The 17,360-nt window shown below is 54.3% G+C and carries 15 protein-coding genes; 6 read left to right on the top strand and 9 right to left on the bottom strand.

From position 1 onward, the window contains the following. Positions 1-27: 27 nt before the first annotated feature. The 6 genes from IT971_RS20490 to IT971_RS20465 form a co-directional block, all read right to left on the bottom strand. Positions 28-1,719: a long-chain fatty acid--CoA ligase gene (locus IT971_RS20490; protein WP_063092422.1), complete on the bottom strand. Its 1,692-nt coding sequence runs from the start codon at positions 1,717-1,719 to the stop codon at positions 28-30. A gap of 98 nt (positions 1,720-1,817) precedes the next feature. After that, entirely contained in the window at positions 1,818-3,125 is a 1,308-nt protein-coding gene (locus IT971_RS20485) for an OmpP1/FadL family transporter (RefSeq protein ID WP_063092423.1), read from the bottom strand. A gap of 54 nt (positions 3,126-3,179) precedes the next feature. Further along, complete coding sequence (locus IT971_RS20480) at positions 3,180-3,851, bottom strand: DUF6134 family protein (protein ID WP_063092424.1); 672 nt, start codon at positions 3,849-3,851, stop codon at positions 3,180-3,182. 23 nt (positions 3,852-3,874) lie between these two features. Then, a complete protein-coding gene (locus IT971_RS20475; RefSeq protein ID WP_063092425.1) occupies positions 3,875-4,171 on the bottom strand; it encodes an SCP2 sterol-binding domain-containing protein in 297 nt (98 codons plus the stop codon). A gap of 232 nt (positions 4,172-4,403) precedes the next feature. Further along, positions 4,404-5,015 carry an RT0821/Lpp0805 family surface protein gene (locus tag IT971_RS20470; protein ID WP_063092426.1) on the bottom strand — a complete coding sequence of 204 codons (612 nt, stop codon included), beginning with the start codon at positions 5,013-5,015 and terminating at the stop codon, positions 4,404-4,406. After that, on the bottom strand, positions 5,012-5,245 hold the full coding sequence (locus tag IT971_RS20465) for a glycine zipper domain-containing protein (RefSeq protein WP_040060230.1): 234 nt from the start codon (positions 5,243-5,245) through the stop codon (positions 5,012-5,014). The genes IT971_RS20470 and IT971_RS20465 overlap by 4 nt, the downstream gene beginning before the upstream one ends. 295 nt (positions 5,246-5,540) lie before the next feature. Between IT971_RS20465 and IT971_RS20460 the strand changes: the two genes are divergently transcribed. Together IT971_RS20460 and IT971_RS20455 are read left to right on the top strand one after the other, a co-directional pair. Then, positions 5,541-6,173 (top strand): LysE family translocator, encoded by a 633-nt coding sequence (locus IT971_RS20460; protein ID WP_063092427.1) that lies wholly within the window; start codon positions 5,541-5,543, stop codon positions 6,171-6,173. A 72-nt stretch (positions 6,174-6,245) separates the two neighbouring features. After that, a complete protein-coding gene (locus IT971_RS20455) occupies positions 6,246-7,520 on the top strand; it encodes an MFS transporter (protein ID WP_063092428.1) in 1,275 nt (424 codons plus the stop codon). Between the two features lie 35 nt (positions 7,521-7,555). On the opposite strand, the gene IT971_RS20450 is transcribed toward IT971_RS20455, so the two are convergent. Next, positions 7,556-9,277 (bottom strand): methyl-accepting chemotaxis protein, encoded by a 1,722-nt coding sequence (locus IT971_RS20450; RefSeq protein WP_063092429.1) that lies wholly within the window; start codon positions 9,275-9,277, stop codon positions 7,556-7,558. Between the two features lie 173 nt (positions 9,278-9,450). Beyond that, the gene (gcvA, locus tag IT971_RS20445) at positions 9,451-10,368 is read right to left on the bottom strand and encodes a transcriptional regulator GcvA (RefSeq protein WP_063092430.1); all 918 of its coding nucleotides are present in this window, start codon (positions 10,366-10,368) and stop codon (positions 9,451-9,453) included. A gap of 179 nt (positions 10,369-10,547) precedes the next feature. Here gcvA and IT971_RS20440 point away from each other — a divergent pair, with 179 nt between their 5' ends. The 4 genes from IT971_RS20440 (at position 10,548) to IT971_RS20425 (ending at position 15,814) form a co-directional block, all read left to right on the top strand. Further along, positions 10,548-11,609, top strand: a complete 1,062-nt coding sequence (locus IT971_RS20440; RefSeq protein ID WP_063092431.1) for a DUF1338 domain-containing protein — start codon at positions 10,548-10,550, stop codon at positions 11,607-11,609. Between the two features lie 77 nt (positions 11,610-11,686). Continuing rightward, positions 11,687-12,874: an FAD-binding oxidoreductase gene (locus IT971_RS20435; RefSeq protein WP_063092432.1), complete on the top strand. Its 1,188-nt coding sequence runs from the start codon at positions 11,687-11,689 to the stop codon at positions 12,872-12,874. Between the two features lie 62 nt (positions 12,875-12,936). Continuing rightward, on the top strand, positions 12,937-14,280 hold the full coding sequence (locus IT971_RS20430) for an aspartate aminotransferase family protein (protein WP_082822557.1): 1,344 nt from the start codon (positions 12,937-12,939) through the stop codon (positions 14,278-14,280). Positions 14,281-14,314: 34 nt separating this feature from the next. Continuing rightward, positions 14,315-15,814: an aldehyde dehydrogenase family protein gene (locus IT971_RS20425; protein WP_110252385.1), complete on the top strand. Its 1,500-nt coding sequence runs from the start codon at positions 14,315-14,317 to the stop codon at positions 15,812-15,814. Positions 15,815-15,892: 78 nt separating this feature from the next. On the opposite strand, the gene IT971_RS20420 is transcribed toward IT971_RS20425, so the two are convergent. Further along, complete coding sequence (locus tag IT971_RS20420) at positions 15,893-17,332, bottom strand: hypothetical protein (RefSeq protein WP_139189986.1); 1,440 nt, start codon at positions 17,330-17,332, stop codon at positions 15,893-15,895. Positions 17,333-17,360: the final 28 nt, after the last annotated feature.

The raw sequence follows: 17,360 nt of genomic DNA, 5'->3' as shown, positions 1-17,360 counted from the left end.
TGTGTGACATGACGTTAACGTATTGAATTATTGTGCTTTTCCCTCGCGTTTCAGGCGCTCTTCCTCGACCAGTTCCTTCTTCGACAATTTGCCGACCATGGTTTTTGGAAGTTCTTCCCTGATCTCGATTTCACGTGGCATTTCGATTCTCGAAATCTTGTCATCAAGGAATGTTCGCAAATCTTCGGCGGTCACATCGGTGACATTGTCCTTCAGACGCACAAAGGCCTTGGGTGCCTGACCGCGATACTGATCGGGAACGCCGATAACCGTGACCTCGGCGATCTGTTCATGCAGATAAAGCGCTTCTTCGATGGCGCGCGGATAGACATTGTAACCGCTGCATAAAATAACGTCTTTAAGTCGATCAACCAGAAATATATATCCGTCCTGATCGGCATAACCCACATCGCCGGTCTTAAGCCAGCCATCGACAAAGGTTTCCCTGGTTGCGGTTTCGTTCTGCCAGTATCCCGGCATCACCTGCGGGCCGCGAACGCAAACCTCGCCCTTTTCCCCGGCAGGCATGATCTGATCGGACCGATCAAGCGACCTGATCTGGATATCGGAGCCGGGCAAGGGAATGCCGATTGATCCTTCCTTATTGACGCCTTTAACCGGATTGCATGTGCAGACCGGGCTTGCTTCGGTCAGGCCATAGCCTTCGACCAGTTTGGCACCGGTGATTTCTTCGAACCGGTGTTTGACTTCAACAGGAAGCGGCGCGCCGCCCGAAATGCAGCAACGGACCGAAGACAGGTCATGTTTGAGCGTTTCCGGCGAATTATTGATCGCCGTGTAGATCGTCGGCACACCGGGGAAGATCGTGACGTTTTTCTTGTCGAGTGCCTTTAACAACGCATCAAGTTCGAAGCGCGGCTGTAGAACAAGTTCCGCCCCGAGATTGATCGACGTGTTCAGTGCCACGGTCATTGCAAAGACGTGGAAAAATGGCAGCACACATAAAGTGACTTCATGGCCGGGATTTGCATCGGGCATCCAGCGTGTCAATTGATCGACATTGGCGCTGAGATTTCCGTGGGTCAGCATTGCCCCCTTGGGGCGACCGGTTGTACCACCGGTATATTGCAGCACGGCCAGATCGTTGACCGTTACGTCCGCAACGAAGTTTATGGGTTTGCAATCAGCCAGCCGCGAAAAAGGAATATGGCGCAAATCTTTGGGGATTTCGGCAAGTTCGCTGCGCTTGAACAGGCTGAAAAGAACGCTTTTGACCGGGGGAAGGATGTCGCTCATCTCGCAGACGACGATCCGCTTCAGGCAGGTTACATCCAGGCAATCGGCAACCTTGGAATAAATCTGCTTCAGGTTAAGCGTTACCATCAGGCGGCAACCGGAATCCTCGATCTGATAGGCGATCTCGCGCTTGGCATAAAGCGGGTTGAAATTGACAACGACGCCGCCGCATTTCAGCACGGCATAGTAGCAGATCACGTAATAAGGTGTGTTGGGCAGGCACAGCCCGACCTTGTCGCCTTTACGCACGCCGAGCTGATGAAAGCCTTCGGCGACGCGATCGATTTGTCTGGCAATGTCTTCGTAGTCGTAAATACGACCCAGGAAATCAAGACATGGGCGCTTGGCAAAACGCTTTGCCGCATCATCAAAAATCTCGTGAACCGGGCGCATACGCACTGGCGAGCTGATATCGACACCGTTTTGCAGGACAGGCGCGTCTTGGACGTTTATTTGGTTCATACGCGTTAACTCCATTACGTTAACGTCACTTTGCGGGCAAAAAAAACCGCCCGGTGCGGAATGGCAAACCGCCATCCCGCATCGAACAGTATAACCGATCAGAACTTGAAATTCGCCTGTAGAGCGATGATGTCGACGTGTGCGTCGTAATCTGCCGCGTAACTGCCAAGGAATGTATCCGTCTCGTCAACGCGTGCCGAGTTTGCGAAAACGTGGGTATATCCAAGGCTTACGGCCGCCCAGTCTGCAACCTTGTATGCGGCACCAAGTGAGACCCAATAACGGTCGGAATCAGGCAGTCTAACATTGCGATATTCGGTTTTTATTGGCGATTCATCAAAGGCGACGCCACCCGTAAAGGACCAGTTATCGTCATACTGGTATCTTGCGCCAAGTGATGCAAACCAGGCGCTACCCCACTTATATTCGTCAGAGGTTGAGCTTTGCGTTCCGGCTTGCGGACTGATGTCACCATCATAATTGAAGGTGAGCGTGTCGATGGAGTTCCAGTTGGTCCACTGGGCGTCTGCCATAACGGTCCACTGACTGCTCAGTTCCTGGGAGACGCCAAAGGTGATTGATTCTGGCGTGGCAACCTTTGCCGTCGCATTCCGGTCGGTATAACCAAGTGCGTTGGCGGCCGTATCAAAGTCAATTTTACCGTCAAGTTCGTGCTTGATTTCAGAGTTGTAGGAAAGACCGATTTTCGTACCATCAATCACTTCCCAGTTGATACCAGCGGCCCAGCCGGCATCCACTGAATCACCACTTACTTCACTGTTTCCTTCGCCCGCACCAGCAAGGTTTGGAACCGATCTAGCGAGCGACGCATCCATCTGCTGAATTTGAGGTCCAGCACCGATCGACAACCCGTTATCAAATCTGTAGGCAAGAACAGGCTTGATATTGATGGTCTGGATTTTGGAGGTTGTACCATAAAAGCGCCCTGCAAAATCAGGTTCATAGTCAGTGACCAGTCCCCATGGTGACGTAATTGAAACACCCAGATTTAACTGGTCATTTAGTTTCCAGACGGCATGAGCGTTAGGTACAAACGCGTCCTGTGCCATATCTTTATAGCTGCCGTTGTTGAAGGTTTGAGTGTTTGTGACAAGGCCTCCGGATGCCTCAATGTTTTTCGCTTTCGCGACAGGCATAATCAACGTGCCACCAACACTGTAGCTCGTTTCTTTGTATTGGCCGACTGTTCCGGGATTGTAGAACATGGTTGATGCATCGGTTGAGAGCGTCGACATGCCCGCAAAGCTGGAACCCTGTAATGTGCCGCTGGTTTCACGGACCTGGAAGCCTGATGCGTGGGCGCTGCCGCTTGCGGCAAGTGCGCAGATAAGTGCTGTTCCGGAAGCTGCCCCCCACAGGCAGCCTTTCTTGAATTTGGACGTCATGGGTTTCTCCCTGGATCATAACGGTTTTGGAATTTGCGCTTTTTGCGCCCGCTTTTATTTTTGAAGGTCTGTGGCATCGACCCGGATAAAGTCGATGTCGTAACCCTTTCTTTTGAAACTTGTTTTCAGAAGCCTGCCGTCGTCGCCATACCAGAGATCGCGTTGGACATCCCCGGTCATGGCATAGTGTGTGGCCGGTATTTCCCGGTTCTTGATGACAAGTGTTTCTGTCCCGGTTTTCCGGGTTGTTACAGCGTAAGGTTCGGCATTGATGACGCTGTAAAGACTTGTTTTCGCGGTGATATCCTCGCGCCAAAGCGTGAGGGGCCATGCACCGTCGCAGGCATCACGTTTCGCGATTCCCTTGCCGGCGACCTCATAGCAATCGCCGTCATATTCAGCCTTGTAGGTATATGGGGTGCCGTCATCATTTGTGTCGGTATCAACCGACATAAGCTGATCGTTCCGCCATTTTTCAAGGCGTGAATGGCCATATTGGAATTGAAGAAAAAGGACTGTCACATCGGTGCGTGTGGTGATGGCGGCGGTATAACCATCTTGCGTATCGGTGATTTCGACCGTTTCAAAGCCGATGGGTTCACCATCCTTCAAGACCTGGTAATTCAGCGTTTCGTCGGCATGCGCCGATGAAGTTGCACCAAGGCTTCCGATCAATCCGGCGGCCAAAGTGCAAAGAACGGTGCTTTTGATAAAGCTGTGCCGCATCCCTGTTCCCCTGACGATAGAAATCAATCCAGCATGGATGAAAGTTTTGCCGCGACTCCCATGGAGCCCTTGATCTTGAGCTTGCCCATTGTAAAGGCGAGCATCGGATCAAGTTTGCCGGCAATCATCTTTTCCAGATTGGCTTTCTTGATTTTCAGGATGCAGTCCGCGTCGCTCATATCGTCATCACTGATTTCCGGCTCGGGGCCGGTCGCATCAATGACGATATGTCCATCTTCGCCGCAATCAAAGGCAACCACGGCATTAAGGCCGCGCAATTGCGGAAGTTTCTGTTTTACGGATTCGAGGATATCCTCCACGAACGCCTCCCTGTGAAGCTGATTTTGTTTTTCTGTTTATGTCAGCACTGTAACGCAAAGTGACGTTAACGTAAAACAAATTACGATATGGATAGTTAGACTCCTATTAAGTCACTGATCTGGATAAATAATCGACCGCAAAATTGCGGTTCCAGACAGCAGAAAGGACCCGGAAGTTCCGGGTCCTTCAATATACAACTACGCGTATAGGTCGTATTTTCGGCAGGCGATATCAAGATACGATCTGCCAGCTTCCATCGGGTTGCATGCAGGCTGTGCCATAGCTTTGCTTCTGATTTCCGCCAATGACGGTTGTTGCCGTATATTCGCGGCAATAACGTCCCGCCGTATTTTGCCATGTCCGGGTTGGCGTCATATCAAACTGGCGTTGCGACTCCGGGTTGATCCAGTGGGCGGTCTGTCCGTCCGGAATTTGTTGAAGGGCATATCCCGTGCAGGCGACATCGGCCTGATCCAGGCTTTGCCCGACAGAGTACCCACCCAGCAGGCCAAGGATCGCACCGCCAATCATGGCAACGTCACGCCCGCTGCCTTTGCCGATTGTCGATCCGATAGCCGTTCCTGCGCCGCCGCCGATCAGTGCACCAATCACATCGCGGTTGCATCGCAGGAAATTCCCGTCTGATACGAACATGTCGGGTCGATATCCGCGGTCATAATCCCTGTGGTGGTGGTGTTTATCATTATGCTTTGCACGATGACCGTGCGCCGGTGCCCAGGGTGGCGGGTCGGCAAAGGCCATCGCCGGAATGGCAACCGGTGCGACGATGCCAATAGAGACCGCAGCGGCCATAATGCGTCGGGACCATTTCAAGCCTGTCACTTCCGGCGTTCCTCATTTTCATGAAGGATATAACCGGCACCGGTGCCAACGACCCCGCCAATTAAAGCCCCGCAGGAAATACATCCGCCCGTGACGGCTGTACCCACAACGCCAACACCGGCACCAATGGCGGCGCCGCTCAGCATTTTCTGATCCCTGTCACCCAAACCGCTACAGGCCGACAATCCCAGTGTGCTGGCAACGGCCAATGTAATAGCTACGTTTCGCATCTCTCGTGTCCTTCCCATTTTGTTTTATCGTGGTGGCATTCCGGGAAATGGATACGCCGCCGATCAGACAGTCTGATCGGGCAACAAGGAAGGCATCGGGCGGCTTTAAGGAGAGAGTGCGGCAGATAAGGTAAGAAAAAGGCATCGGGGAATGCCTTGATTCAGAACGCGTTTTCGCCTGTGATTGATGCGATTTTGAAACATCATTTGCGTTGAAACGGTTCAGACATCCCGCTAGCTTGATGGCGCGGCATTAGGCGCGATAAAAAAACTCAGAAAGACCAAGGGAAACGTCATGACATTTGCGGCCTGGTTGTCCGTTGCGACAATCTGCATCCTTGGCGCGATGACGCCCGGCCCCAGTCTGGCCGTTGTTTTGCGATATTCCGTCGGGCAATCACGTCAGGCGGGGTTTGCCTGTGCGGTGGCTCATGGATTGGGCGTCGGTTTTTATGCCGTCATCACCATGACCGGCCTTGGCATACTTTTCCAGACGGTTCCGGCATTTCGCAATATCGTCAGCGTCCTTGGCGCACTTTATCTGATCTATCTGGCGATCAGGGCCTGGCGTGCGGCAGGATCAGGCGCACGGTTCGAATCTGATCAGAATGGGCAGGTCGCCGATACAATGACGCAGGCAGCGCGTGATGGTTTCATGATCGCGTTTCTGAACCCGAAGATTGCGCTGTTTTTCCTTGCCCTGTTCAGTCAGTTCGTGTCCCCGGAATTTGAATGGGGCGGTAAATTCCTGCTGGCTTTCACCGCCGCGGGAATTGATGCTGCCTGGTACTGCCTTGTTGCTGTTGGCTTGTCGCATGGCGCGGTTTTGCCATGGCTGCGCGCACATTCGATGTGGATCGAACGCATCATCGCGGTATTGTTTGTCGTGATTGCGATGCGTGTTCTGATTGGCATTCTGCCGGTTTGATCGATCTTTCTGGTGCATGAATAACAAAGTTACTCAGGCTTTCCCCGCCACCACCTTCGCCGGAGTATTCCGATGACCCAAAATCAGGGCGGTGTTGCACCGTCTGAAGCTTCGCCCGCTGTGTCCCCAACGCAGCAGGATGGAAACACGCGATCAGCCGATCCCGCGGCACGCGGATTTCGTCACCTTGGTCCGCATATTGGCTTTCTGCTGGCGCTTTTGCTTTTGGCAGCGAACATGCGCGGCAGCATCGTTGCCATGGGGCCGCTTGCCGAGATTGTCGGTCTTGATCTGCAGCTTTCGGGCGTGCAGCTTGGGCTGTTGACGACCATACCGGTTCTTAGTTTCGGTGTGTTATCGATCTTTGCGCCGCGCCTTGGCCAGCGGTTCGGGTTGGAGGCAACCCTTCTGACCATGTTGCTGTTTATTGCGGTGGGGCAGGGACTTCGCGCGACCGGCAGTTATGGCATCATGATTGTTGGCACGATCATTCTGGGGTCGGCGATTGCCGTTTTAAACGTGCTGACCCCGTCGCTGGTGCGGCGCAGTTTCCCGACCCGTGTTGCTTTGATTACAGCGCTTTACACCTTTACAATGTCGACCGGTGCGACTGTTGCGGCATTCGTTGCAATTCCGATACGAAATGCGGCGGATGGTGATTGGCGTTATTCATTGGGGATCTGGGCGGTGTTTGCCGCCCTTGCCTTCCTGTTGTGGTTGCCAATGTTGCGTTATCGACATAAGGGCCCGGCACCCGTTTCTGTCACACAGGTTTCACTGTGGAAAAATGCCGAGGCATGGTGGCTTGCGCTGTTTTTCGGGTGCCAGTCGCTGATGTTTTATACCGGCACGGCCTGGGTCGCGAAGGTCTTCATCGATAGCGGCATTTCCGAGGGGGAGGCCGCAACCCTTCTGACGATCTTTAACGTGTTTGGCATTCCGGCGGCGTTTGCCGCACCGCTGATCTATTCGAAAATCGCCAACAAGAAACTGGCGATGGTCATTTTGCATGTTCCGTTGATGATCGGCATTCCGGGGTTTGTTTTTGCCACGACCGAGCTTCCCTATCTTTGGGCGTTCTGCATGGGGCTTGGCCAGGGGGCGATGATCAGCATCGCATTGACGCTGGTGGGTATCCGCGGGGCGGACCCGCAAACCTCGGCGCGATTGTCGGGGATGTGTCAGTCGGTTGGTTATTTGCTGGCCGCGGTCGGTCCGGTTTTGTTTGGAGCCCTGCATGACCTGCTTGGCAACTGGGAGGCGGCCTTGTCCTTCCTGTTCGTGATTGTGTGCATTCAGATGATTGCAGCCCTTCGTGCGGGATCTGCCAGCAAGATCGGTGGATAAGGTTTCAAGCTGTTCGGGTCTTTTTACGTGGCCGGCTATTCGGCGGCTTCGGCGAGTGGTGTGATATTGCGCGCTTCGTTTGCCAGTTGATCGAGTTTCTGCAGGACTTCACGGGTCGCAGTTTCCATGCGGGCGAAGGCCGTTTCCGCGGCAATAATATCGCGGTTCCTGAAGGCCGTGATTGCCGCATGACCGGCTTCGTGTTGTGCCAGATGCGGTGCCCGGATCGCGTCGAAAGACGGCAGATGGCGGAACGGTTTTGATGCCGGGCTGTCATACCATTTGCCAAACCGGCAGGTTTTGGCATCGCCCATCTGGATATCGGCACTGCTGCCCAGTCCGGCGAGCAATTCGGCAACGGATTTGAAGAACACGGCATGTTCGGCGCGGGCACTTCGTATGGTGCGGTTCGGAATTTCATACTGAACCAGTTCGGAAACCTGTGTTTCGATCAGGCCTTCGACCTGACCGATAACACCAATGGCCGAGCGGATTGCCGCAACCTGCCCGCCGGTTTGCCCTGCGATACCGGTAATGCCATCGCGGACGGCATCGGTTGCCTTGTTCTGTTCATCAAGGATGGTTGAAATATCGGCAATGCGGCGTGTGGTGTCTTCCATCTTGCTGCCGATGTCACCCATTTCGCGGGCAACATCATTCATCACATTCTGCCCGCGTGAGACGGCATCATTGCCGCGTGCCATGGCATCGACGATGCCCTGTGTTTCGCCTTGCAGGTTAACGATGCGGCTGCGGATTTCCTCGGTCGCGCGTGCGGTCTGCTGGCTAAGGGCCTTGACCTCGCCCGCGACGACGGCAAAACCCTTGCCGGCTTCGCCCGCGCGGGCGGCCTCGATTGTAGCGTTGAGCGCCAGAAGGTTGGTTTCGGCGGCAATTGCTTCGATGGAGGCGACAATCTCGCCGATTTTTTCCGATGCCTCGGCCAGGGCATCGACCCGGCCAGATGCGTCCGACACCGCATGTGCGATGTCATCCATGCTGCCGACAGCTTCCCTGACGGTTTGCTGGCCGTTGCGGGTGGCGGTGATGGCATCGGTCGCGTTATCGGCAGCAGCCCGGCCATTTTCGGCGATGTGACTGATGCCGGAAACCATCTGATCGATGGCAGCCGAAATCGATTGCGCCTTGCGATCAACGTCTTCGATGACATTCATCATGCGGGCATTGGATACGGCACTTTGATTGATCGCAACCGACAGTTCCATTGTGCGATCAAGCTGCTGATCGGCGAAGGCATTTTCCGATGCATTATGGCGTTTGACGGCACTGGCATCGCAATAGGCGGTCAGCGTCAGTTCGATATCGAGCAGCATGACTGATGTCAGCGAGGTGACGATGTTTGCCGCCTGACCGGCGTTCCAGCGAAAGCGGGTTATGATGGCCTCGATCAGGGCATCGGTGATCGCATTGTAGGTCGCGATGTAAAGCTTTGGGGTAATGCCGTGGGTTTCGTGGGTCTGGCCGATCCGGTTGGCCTGTTTGACGAAATTTTCGTCGACCTTGCCGTCAAACAACTGGGTCCAGTGGTTTTGAAGCGTTTTTATCAGGGATGTAATGGTGGCGTCTGAAAGGGGATCGGATTTCAGATCTTCGCTTTGGCTAATGGTCCGGTAAAATGTCTCGGCGCGTTGGGCCGATTTATCGTGGATCAGTCCTGATGCCTTGCGGAGGGCACCAAATGTTTCCGGCAGGATGTTGTAAATCGCCAGACGGTTTTCCAGTTGTGACACAACCATTTCCCTATACCCCAGTCATTCCCCGAAGGGCCACCCCTGTCTGAACATCCTGCAACGGATGCCCCTGCCTGACCGCCTGAATGGCGGCTCTTATACATATGGATGGGAACTTTAGGGGGCGTGGATTCAATCGGCAATAAAATTCGTTGTCGGGATATATCCGTTGAAGGATGTCATGCGGCGTTTGATTGTGCTGATTCCACCCTGCATGTCGCGATGATCCAGTCGCGGAAGGCCCGAACCGCAAAGTTGTTTTCCTTTTCTTCGGGGTAAACAACGTAATAGGCGTGCCGGTTGGGGATCGATACGTCAAACGGGGCGACAAGCCGCCCGTTATCAAGTTCTTCGCGCACCAGAAATTCCGGCAGAAGGGCCAGCCCCAGTCCGGCGACGGCGGCCTGGATGACCATATGGAAATGTTCAAACCTGGGACCGGCCAGTTCATCCACAACCGCAACACCGGTTGCGGCCAGCCAGTCCTGCCAGGCACGGGGACGGGTGGAATGTTGCAACAGGGTGCAATTGCGGACCCGTTCACGTGCAATCGGCAGATCGTCATTTTCCTTAAGGATTTTGGGCGCGCAAACCGCAATCAGGGTTTCGCCCATCAGGCGGTGAAACACGCAGCCGGGCATGTTGTCCTCGCCAAAATGGATGGCGATATCGATGCCTTCGCGGGTGAAGTTGAATTCGCGGGTCTGGGTGATCAGGTTAAGCTGGATATCGGGCCATGTGGTTTTGAAATCCCCCAGTCGCGGCACCAGCCAGCGCGCGCCAAAGGTCGGCAATGTGCCGACATTCAGCATCCCGCCCGCGTCGGAATAGGCCATGACCTGCAGGGTTGCGGCTTCTGCCCGGTCGAGAAGGTCGCGCACCTGCGCGGCATAGGCTTCGCCCGCCGCGGTCAGTTTCAGGCGCTTTTTCACCCGACGAAAAAGATCCCGGCCCAGATATTCCTCAAGTGCGCGGATCTGGCGGCTGATCGCGCTTTGCGTCACGTTCAGTTCCTCTGCCGCACGGGTAAAGCTGAGATGCCGGGCGGAGCTTTCGAAAAATTGCAGGGCAGTGAGGGACGGCAGGACGCGACGCATGTGTTTTGATCCCCAAGTTCATTACCAAATGGAATGATATGGTGCGAATATATCGTTTGTTAGAATTCCTGCCAAGTCTTAGCATTTCAATGGTTCGGAACCCCTCGTGCCACCACATGATCCTTCCGGACAGTAAAATTGATCGGGTAATTGATAATATTACGGAAGGAGAGGCAGAAATGCCCCAGCCAGTTAAATCCCCCTTGAACAGCCAGCTTGGCGCGGTGCTTAAGGCCGTTATTGGCGAGACAAAGGCCGATTATCTGTTTCGGATGATTGATGTGAATGACCGGCTTTTGGCCGATCCTGCGAATGAGGCCGGAAAAGTCAGCCGCCTGACGATGGCGCAGGCGCTTAACATGATCCTGTTTGATGGTCTTCTGGAAGCCGTTCCCGAAGGCAAAGCCTATTCCGAGGATAAACTGGCCGCGGGCGAGCCGATCATTTTCGATCATGGTGCCATTCGTACCGTCGATGGCCCGGCAACCGGCGCATTGCCGCGCGGTCATGTTGCCATGGCACGCATCCTTGCCCCGCTTGGGTTCGATATTGCCGGTCTTTACCCGTTGTCGCGTTTGAAAATGACGGGCCGGGCGTTTTGTCATGCAGATGAACCGGAACTGATCGCGCAGTTCTTTGTGTCCGAACTTCATGTCGAAGAATTCAGCCCTGCCTTTCAGCAGGCGGTTGCCAATACGGTTGGCAAATCGGTTGATCCGCTGTCGCCCGGTGCCAAGGTCCTGCTGGATCAACTGGCTGCTAACGGCAATATCGGCTTTGCCGATGCGACCAAGCTTCTGCCGGTTCTGGTCAAATGCTTTGGGGCGCAGCACGGCCCGGTAGCCGAGGCCGATTACGAAATACTGTTGGCTGAATCCGCCGAAATGGCGTGGATTTCAACCGAAGGCAATGCATTCAACCACGCAACGGATCGGGTTGACGATATCGAGGCGGTCGCCGACGAACAGCGCGCCAAAGGCCGCCCGATGAAGGAGAAGGTCGAGATTTCCAGCACCGGATCGGTGCGTCAGACCGCGTTCAAGGCAACCCGTGTTCTGCGTCAGATGCGTGATGCCAATGGCGATCTGGTGACCCGCGATGTGCCCGGTTCCTTCTATGAATTCATCAGCCGTGATCACGTGCGTGACGAGACGACCGGGGAGCAAAAACTGGATCTTCGATTTGACAGCAGCAATGCACAGGGCATCTTTAAGATGACCGCCGGAAGCAAGGCGGCATAAGGAAGCAAAAAGACCGGAATGCCGGAACGGGTTATACCGTTCCGGTTTCAAAACATTCTATCGGGTGATAGGCGATCATGGGTTCAATGGACGAAAATTATGATGTCATCATTGTTGGCGGGGCGGTTATCGGAAGCTCCGCCGCGTGGTTTTTGACCGGCCGGGATGATTTCAAGGGCCGGGTTCTGGTCATTGAAAAAGACCCGAATTATGAATTCTGTTCGACAACCCTGTCGGCGGCATCGATCCGTCAGCAGTTTTCGACCCCGATCAACATTGAAATGTCGGGTTTTGGCATTGAATTCCTGCGTAATCTGAAACGTGATCTTGATCCCGACGTCGATATTTCCTTCCATGAAAAGGGCTATCTGGTTCTGGCGACCGAGTCCGGCCGCGATATCCTGCGACATAACCACGCAACCCAGACCAAGCTGGGGGCTGATATCGTCTGGATGGAGCCCGATCAACTGGCCGCCAAATATCCGTGGATGAACACATCCGATCTGGCGGCGGCCTGCTGGGGCCGCACCGGGGAAGGCTGGTTTGATGCCTATTCCCTGATGCAATCCTTCCGCAAACAGGCCCGCCGTCAGGGGGCTGATTATATCGACGGCGAAGTCGTCGAAGTGCTGCGCGATGGCAATCAGGTCACGGGTGTGGTTCTGAAAGACGGACGGCGGTTTGGCTGCGGGGCGCTGATTAATGCAGCGGGAACCGGTGGGTCAAAAGTTGCCCGCATGGCGGGGCTTGAAATCCCGGTGGAGCCGCGCAAACGGTGTATCTTTGTGTTTGATTGCCGGGATGCGGCCGACATTAACGCGGCCTGTCCGATGCTGATTGATCCAAGTGGCCTTTATGTCCGTCCCGAAGGCGATCTTTTCATTACCGGCATTGCGCCGCCTGCGGATCGTGACCCGGAATGCTGGGATTTTGACGTCGATTACAGCCTGTTTGACGAAATTATCTGGCCGGGGCTTTACGAGCGGTGTGAACGGTTCGAGGCGATCAAGATGGTCAATGCCTGGGCCGGGCATTATTCCTATAACCTGCTTGATCAGAACGCGATCATCGGTCCGCATCCCGAGGTAAAGAACTTCTTCTTTGCCAATGGATTTTCGGGCCATGGATTGCAGCAAAGCCCGGCAGTTGGCCGTGGTCTTTCAGAACTGATCGTTGCGGGCCACTACCAAACACTTGATATGTCCGTGTTCGGATATGAGCGCATTCGTGACAATGCCCCGGTTCTGGAACTGAACGTGATTTAAATCGATTTCGAAACGAACGTTCGAAATCAATATCTTAACGATGAAAGCCGGAGCAACCCCACATGCCCCGTGACGATATGACCAACCAGACATCTGATGCCGTGATGGACGCCGCCACTGTCACGGCACGCCAGAAACACAGTGTTTCAAATGGTATTCGTACTCTGCACCCGATTTATCTGGATCGGGCGCTGAATGCCGAAGCCTGGGATATCGATGGCAATCGTTATATCGATTTCATCGGCGGGATCGGGGTATTGAATACCGGCCATCGCAATCCGGTCGTCATGGCCCGTGTGGCGGCGCAGTGCGAACGGTTTACCCATTCGTGCTTTAACGCGTTGCCCCATGAACCTTATGTCGCGGTAACCGATTGGCTGGCGCAAAACTGCCCGATTGAAGGTCCGGCAAAATCGATGCTAACCAATTCCGGGGCGGAGGCGATGGAAAATGCCCTGAAACTTGCCCGTGCCTTTACCGGCCGGACCGGTGTTATTGCTTTCGAAGGCGCGTTTCATGGCCGAACGCTTGCGACCCTTGCGCTGACGGGTAAAACCAAACCCTACAAGACCGGATTGGGGCCGCTTCCGGGGCCGGTTTACCATTTGCCATATCCCTGCCGTGAAACCGGTGTATCAGTGGCCGATGCAATGGATGCCATCGCCAGATTGTTTGCCTTATCGGTTGACCCCGGAAGCATCGGTGCCGTGGTGATCGAACCTGTGCAGGGCGAGGGCGGTTTTCGGGCGTGCGACGCGGCCTTTCTTGTCGAACTGCGCCGTCTTTGTGATGCCAATGGCATGGTTCTGATCGCTGATGAAATCCAGTCGGGCTTTGGCCGGACGGGTAAGATGTTTGCCATCGAACATGCCAATGTCTGCCCCGATATTATCGTGATGGGCAAGGGTATTGGCGGTGGTTTTCCGCTGGCGGCGATCACGGGGGCCGAAGATGTGATGAATGCCCTGATGCCCGGTGGCCTGGGTGGGACTTATTCCGGTAATCCGGTGGCCTGTGCGGCGGCGACCGGTGTGTTTGAAGTGCTGGAAAAAGACGATATTTTGCACCGTTCCAGGCAGCTTGGCGAAAAATATGCCACCCATATTGCCTGGCTGCGCGATTTGCCCGGTGGGCATGTGATCGGTGCGATGCGCGGTATTGGTGCGATGCGCGCCTTTGAACTGATTGCAGATGACGGCACCCCGTCGCCAAAACGACTGCAAACATTATTGCAACTGGCCCGTGCGAGCGGGCTATTGTTGATGCCAAGTGGTGAACACGCCAATGTGGTGCGCCTTCTGGCCCCGCTGACCATTCCGTTCGAACAGGTCGATGAAGCCTTTGCCATCATCGGCAAGGTGTTGCCAAAACTGGCAGCGGTGTCGGATGCGGATGACCGGTCGTGATTGCCGTAAAACTCAAAAAGAAGGGAGCTTAACCGTGAGTTTCAAAAACATTCTGACTGAACTGGGCCTGTCCGAGGCCGAGATTTCCAATGGTACGCTTAAGGTTCAGACCCCGGTTGACGGTTCTGAAATTGCGGCTGTTGCCGAAACCGATCCGTCGGAAATGAACGACATCATTGCGCGTTCGAAAAAGGCATTTACCCAGTGGCGTCAGGTGCCCGGCCCGCGTCGCGGTGAACTGGCCCGTCTTCTGGGTGAAGAACTGCGCGCAGCCAAGGAACCGCTGGGGCGTCTGGTGTCGCTGGAATGCGGCAAGATCTATCAGGAAGGTCTTGGCGAAGTTCAGGAAATGATCGATATCTGCGATTTCGCCGTCGGCCTGTCCCGTCAGCTTTACGGTTTGACCATCGCGTCCGAACGTCCGGGCCATAAAATGATGGAAAACTGGCACCCGTTGGGTGTTGTTGGCGTCATTTCCGCGTTTAACTTCCCGGTTGCCGTCTGGTCATGGAACACAGCCCTTGCATTGGTTTGCGGCAACTCGGTGATCTGGAAACCGTCGGAAAAAACCCCGGTTGTGGCGCTTGCCTGCCAGAAAATCTTTGAAAAGGCATTGGCGAAATTCGGTGATGCCCCCGAAGGCCTGCATCAGGTGGTGATCGGTGATCGCAGCATTGGCGAAGCCCTTACCGACAGCCATGATGTCGCACTTGTTTCGGCAACCGGTTCAACCCGTATGGGCCGCGAAGTTGCACCGCGTGTGGCGGAACGTTTTGGCCGGACCATCCTGGAACTGGGGGGCAACAATGCGATGATCGTGACCCCGTCTGCCGACCTTGATATGACCGTGCGCGCGGTGGTCTTCTCGGCGGTTGGGACATGTGGTCAGCGTTGCACATCCTTGCGTCGCGTGATTGTCCACAAAGACGTCAAAGACGAATTGCTGCCGAAAATCGTTGCTGCCTACAAGTCTGTCAAAATCGGTGATCCGCTTGCCGATGGCACGCTTGTCGGTCCGCTGATTGACGAGGACAGCTTTAACAACATGCAGACCGCGCTTTCCAATGCCAAGAAAGACGGCGGTAAAGTGCATGGCGGTGAACGCGTGTTGGCCGATCAGTATCCGAATGCCTATTACGTCACCCCGGCGGTTGTCGAAATGCCGTCGCAGACCGAAACCGTGCGCCACGAGACCTTTGCGCCGATCCTGTATGTCATGACCTATGAAACGCTTGAAGAAGCCATTGCGCTTCAGAACGGTGTGCCACAGGGCCTGTCATCCTGCATATTCTCGACCGATCTGCGTGAAACCGAACTGTTCCTGTCAGCCGTTGGTTCGGATTGCGGTATCGCCAACGTCAATATCGGCCCGTCGGGTGCGGAAATCGGCGGTGCTTTTGGCGGCGAAAAAGAAACCGGTGGCGGTCGTGAATCGGGTTCGGACGCATGGAAAGGCTATATGCGCCGTGCGACCAACACGATCAACTATTCCCGCGAACTGCCGCTGGCGCAGGGTATCAAGTTCGATATCTGATCTCGTCGGATAATTTACGATGATAAAAGGAGTCCCGCTGAGTGCTTGCAGGGCTCCTTTTTCATATTTTCCGCTGTGTTACTGTTGGTCGGCAATAGTCCAGGAGAAGTCAGTTTTCATGACGCCTTTGAACTCTGATCCGCCAAAATCAATCAGTTTGTCATAGTTTGACGGATAGCTGGGCGGGTTTTCTGTGCCTTGTGCCGCAACATTGGCAGAGCCATGACAGCTTACGCAGTTTGACTGGATACCATCGGGGATTCCGGGGCTTGTTTCCAGATACGGGTTATAGCAAAGGTTCATGGTTGCACCGCGATCATAGCTTTGATCATAGGCAGTACACATTGCATAGCTTGACCAAGGCGCGCCGAGTGAAGATGGTTGACCCTCAAGGCTGCCTGGACTGTTGGTTTCAAAAGACGGATCCCCCTGCCAGTAGAATGTCTGCCAGGTCCAGGAATCGGTTTCCTTGCTGTTGACATGCATAGCCATAAGCGCACCGAAGTCGCCTGCCTTAATGTCTGGTTGTCCTTCGAATGCGGCTGCTTCCAGTGCGGTCAGGCTTTGCACAAACACCATACCAATCGGAGCATAAAGATAGCTTGCGCATTGCAAGCCCGGTGCGGCATAGGCACCATTTTGTTCATTTGCCGTGGCTACGCGCATACCGGTTGTCGCTGTATTTTCTGCATCAATGATGACACAGGTTTTCCATGTTTCCGGTACGGGATTGGTTGTATTTGTTGTGGCCGATGAACTGGTTCCCTGCCAATAGGGCATGATGGATGTGCCCTTGCTTTTCAGGGCGTAATATACCGGTTTGGTCTCTATCGCTCGGGCATCGAAGTCGAGAATCGCTTTTGCTCCAGGGGAATAGCTGGCCGGGAAATCGTTGGCATAATTGTCAATGTTGGCTTTACCCAGAATGGAATAAATGCCTTGTCCAAAGGGCACAATCTGAGGTGTATTCGCCGAAATTACCCAGGTTCTGTTAAATCGTTCTGTCTCCAATGTATACACAATCTCGGGGGCGGCGGCAGTGTCGGCTTTGGCTTTTACTTCTGCCTTTTTTAGGTGTTTGAATTGCTTTGGTCGGCGCATGGCGGTTTCTTGCGAGAGTTCAAATAGTAATTCGCTAGCACCTGATTTGGAGAATATCGGTTTTAGCGCCTGCGTTTGGTCCGGCCAGGTGGTCCAGATTGGAACTTCGATTTCTGCAATCGTCGCGCCACCGGAACTAATGCCCGTCATTTGCGTCATCCCATTCCATAAATCCCATCCATGATCGCGGATGTTTTTTAATCCGGCAGCTGAGACGGTTGTGTCGCTTGATCCTGCATTTGTTATCCATTGCTGGATGACGTATCCAGGTGTTGGAAAATTAAAACCGGCTGGAATTACTGCAAGGGTAGGGTTTTTAGTTTGAGCGGTTGCCTGGCTCAGCATCCCGGTATTTGTGAATGCTAGAATGATTGTTACGGTGGCAGCTTCACGCAACTTTTTGAATTTTATAGGCATGGCTGATCCCTCTAAGGCGTTTATCGGG

This window comes from Thalassospira sp. B30-1 (assembly GCF_015767575.1).
GTDB lineage: Bacteria > Pseudomonadota > Alphaproteobacteria > Rhodospirillales > Thalassospiraceae > Thalassospira > Thalassospira xiamenensis.
Note: the sequence above shows the minus strand (reverse complement) of the source record. Positions and strands in the feature narration are given on the sequence as shown.

Excerpts from the sequence above, each read along its gene's own strand:
- IT971_RS20450 (WP_063092429.1), bottom strand. The coding sequence starts at position 9,277 with ATGGTTGTGTCACAACTGGAAAACCGTCTGGCGATTTACAACATCCTG.
- IT971_RS20420 (WP_139189986.1), bottom strand. The coding sequence starts at position 17,332 with ATGCCTATAAAATTCAAAAAGTTGCGTGAAGCTGCCACCGTAACAATC.
- IT971_RS20485 (WP_063092423.1), bottom strand. The coding sequence starts at position 3,125 with ATGACGTCCAAATTCAAGAAAGGCTGCCTGTGGGGGGCAGCTTCCGGA.
- IT971_RS20460 (WP_063092427.1), top strand. The coding sequence starts at position 5,541 with ATGACATTTGCGGCCTGGTTGTCCGTTGCGACAATCTGCATCCTTGGC.
- IT971_RS20490 (WP_063092422.1), bottom strand. The coding sequence starts at position 1,719 with ATGAACCAAATAAACGTCCAAGACGCGCCTGTCCTGCAAAACGGTGTC.
- IT971_RS20430 (WP_082822557.1), top strand. The coding sequence starts at position 12,937 with ATGCCCCGTGACGATATGACCAACCAGACATCTGATGCCGTGATGGAC.
- IT971_RS20440 (WP_063092431.1), top strand. The coding sequence starts at position 10,548 with ATGCCCCAGCCAGTTAAATCCCCCTTGAACAGCCAGCTTGGCGCGGTG.
- IT971_RS20435 (WP_063092432.1), top strand. The coding sequence starts at position 11,687 with ATGGGTTCAATGGACGAAAATTATGATGTCATCATTGTTGGCGGGGCG.
- IT971_RS20465 (WP_040060230.1), bottom strand. The coding sequence starts at position 5,245 with ATGCGAAACGTAGCTATTACATTGGCCGTTGCCAGCACACTGGGATTG.
- IT971_RS20480 (WP_063092424.1), bottom strand. The coding sequence starts at position 3,851 with ATGCGGCACAGCTTTATCAAAAGCACCGTTCTTTGCACTTTGGCCGCC.
- IT971_RS20455 (WP_063092428.1), top strand. The coding sequence starts at position 6,246 with ATGACCCAAAATCAGGGCGGTGTTGCACCGTCTGAAGCTTCGCCCGCT.
- gcvA (WP_063092430.1), bottom strand. The coding sequence starts at position 10,368 with ATGCGTCGCGTCCTGCCGTCCCTCACTGCCCTGCAATTTTTCGAAAGC.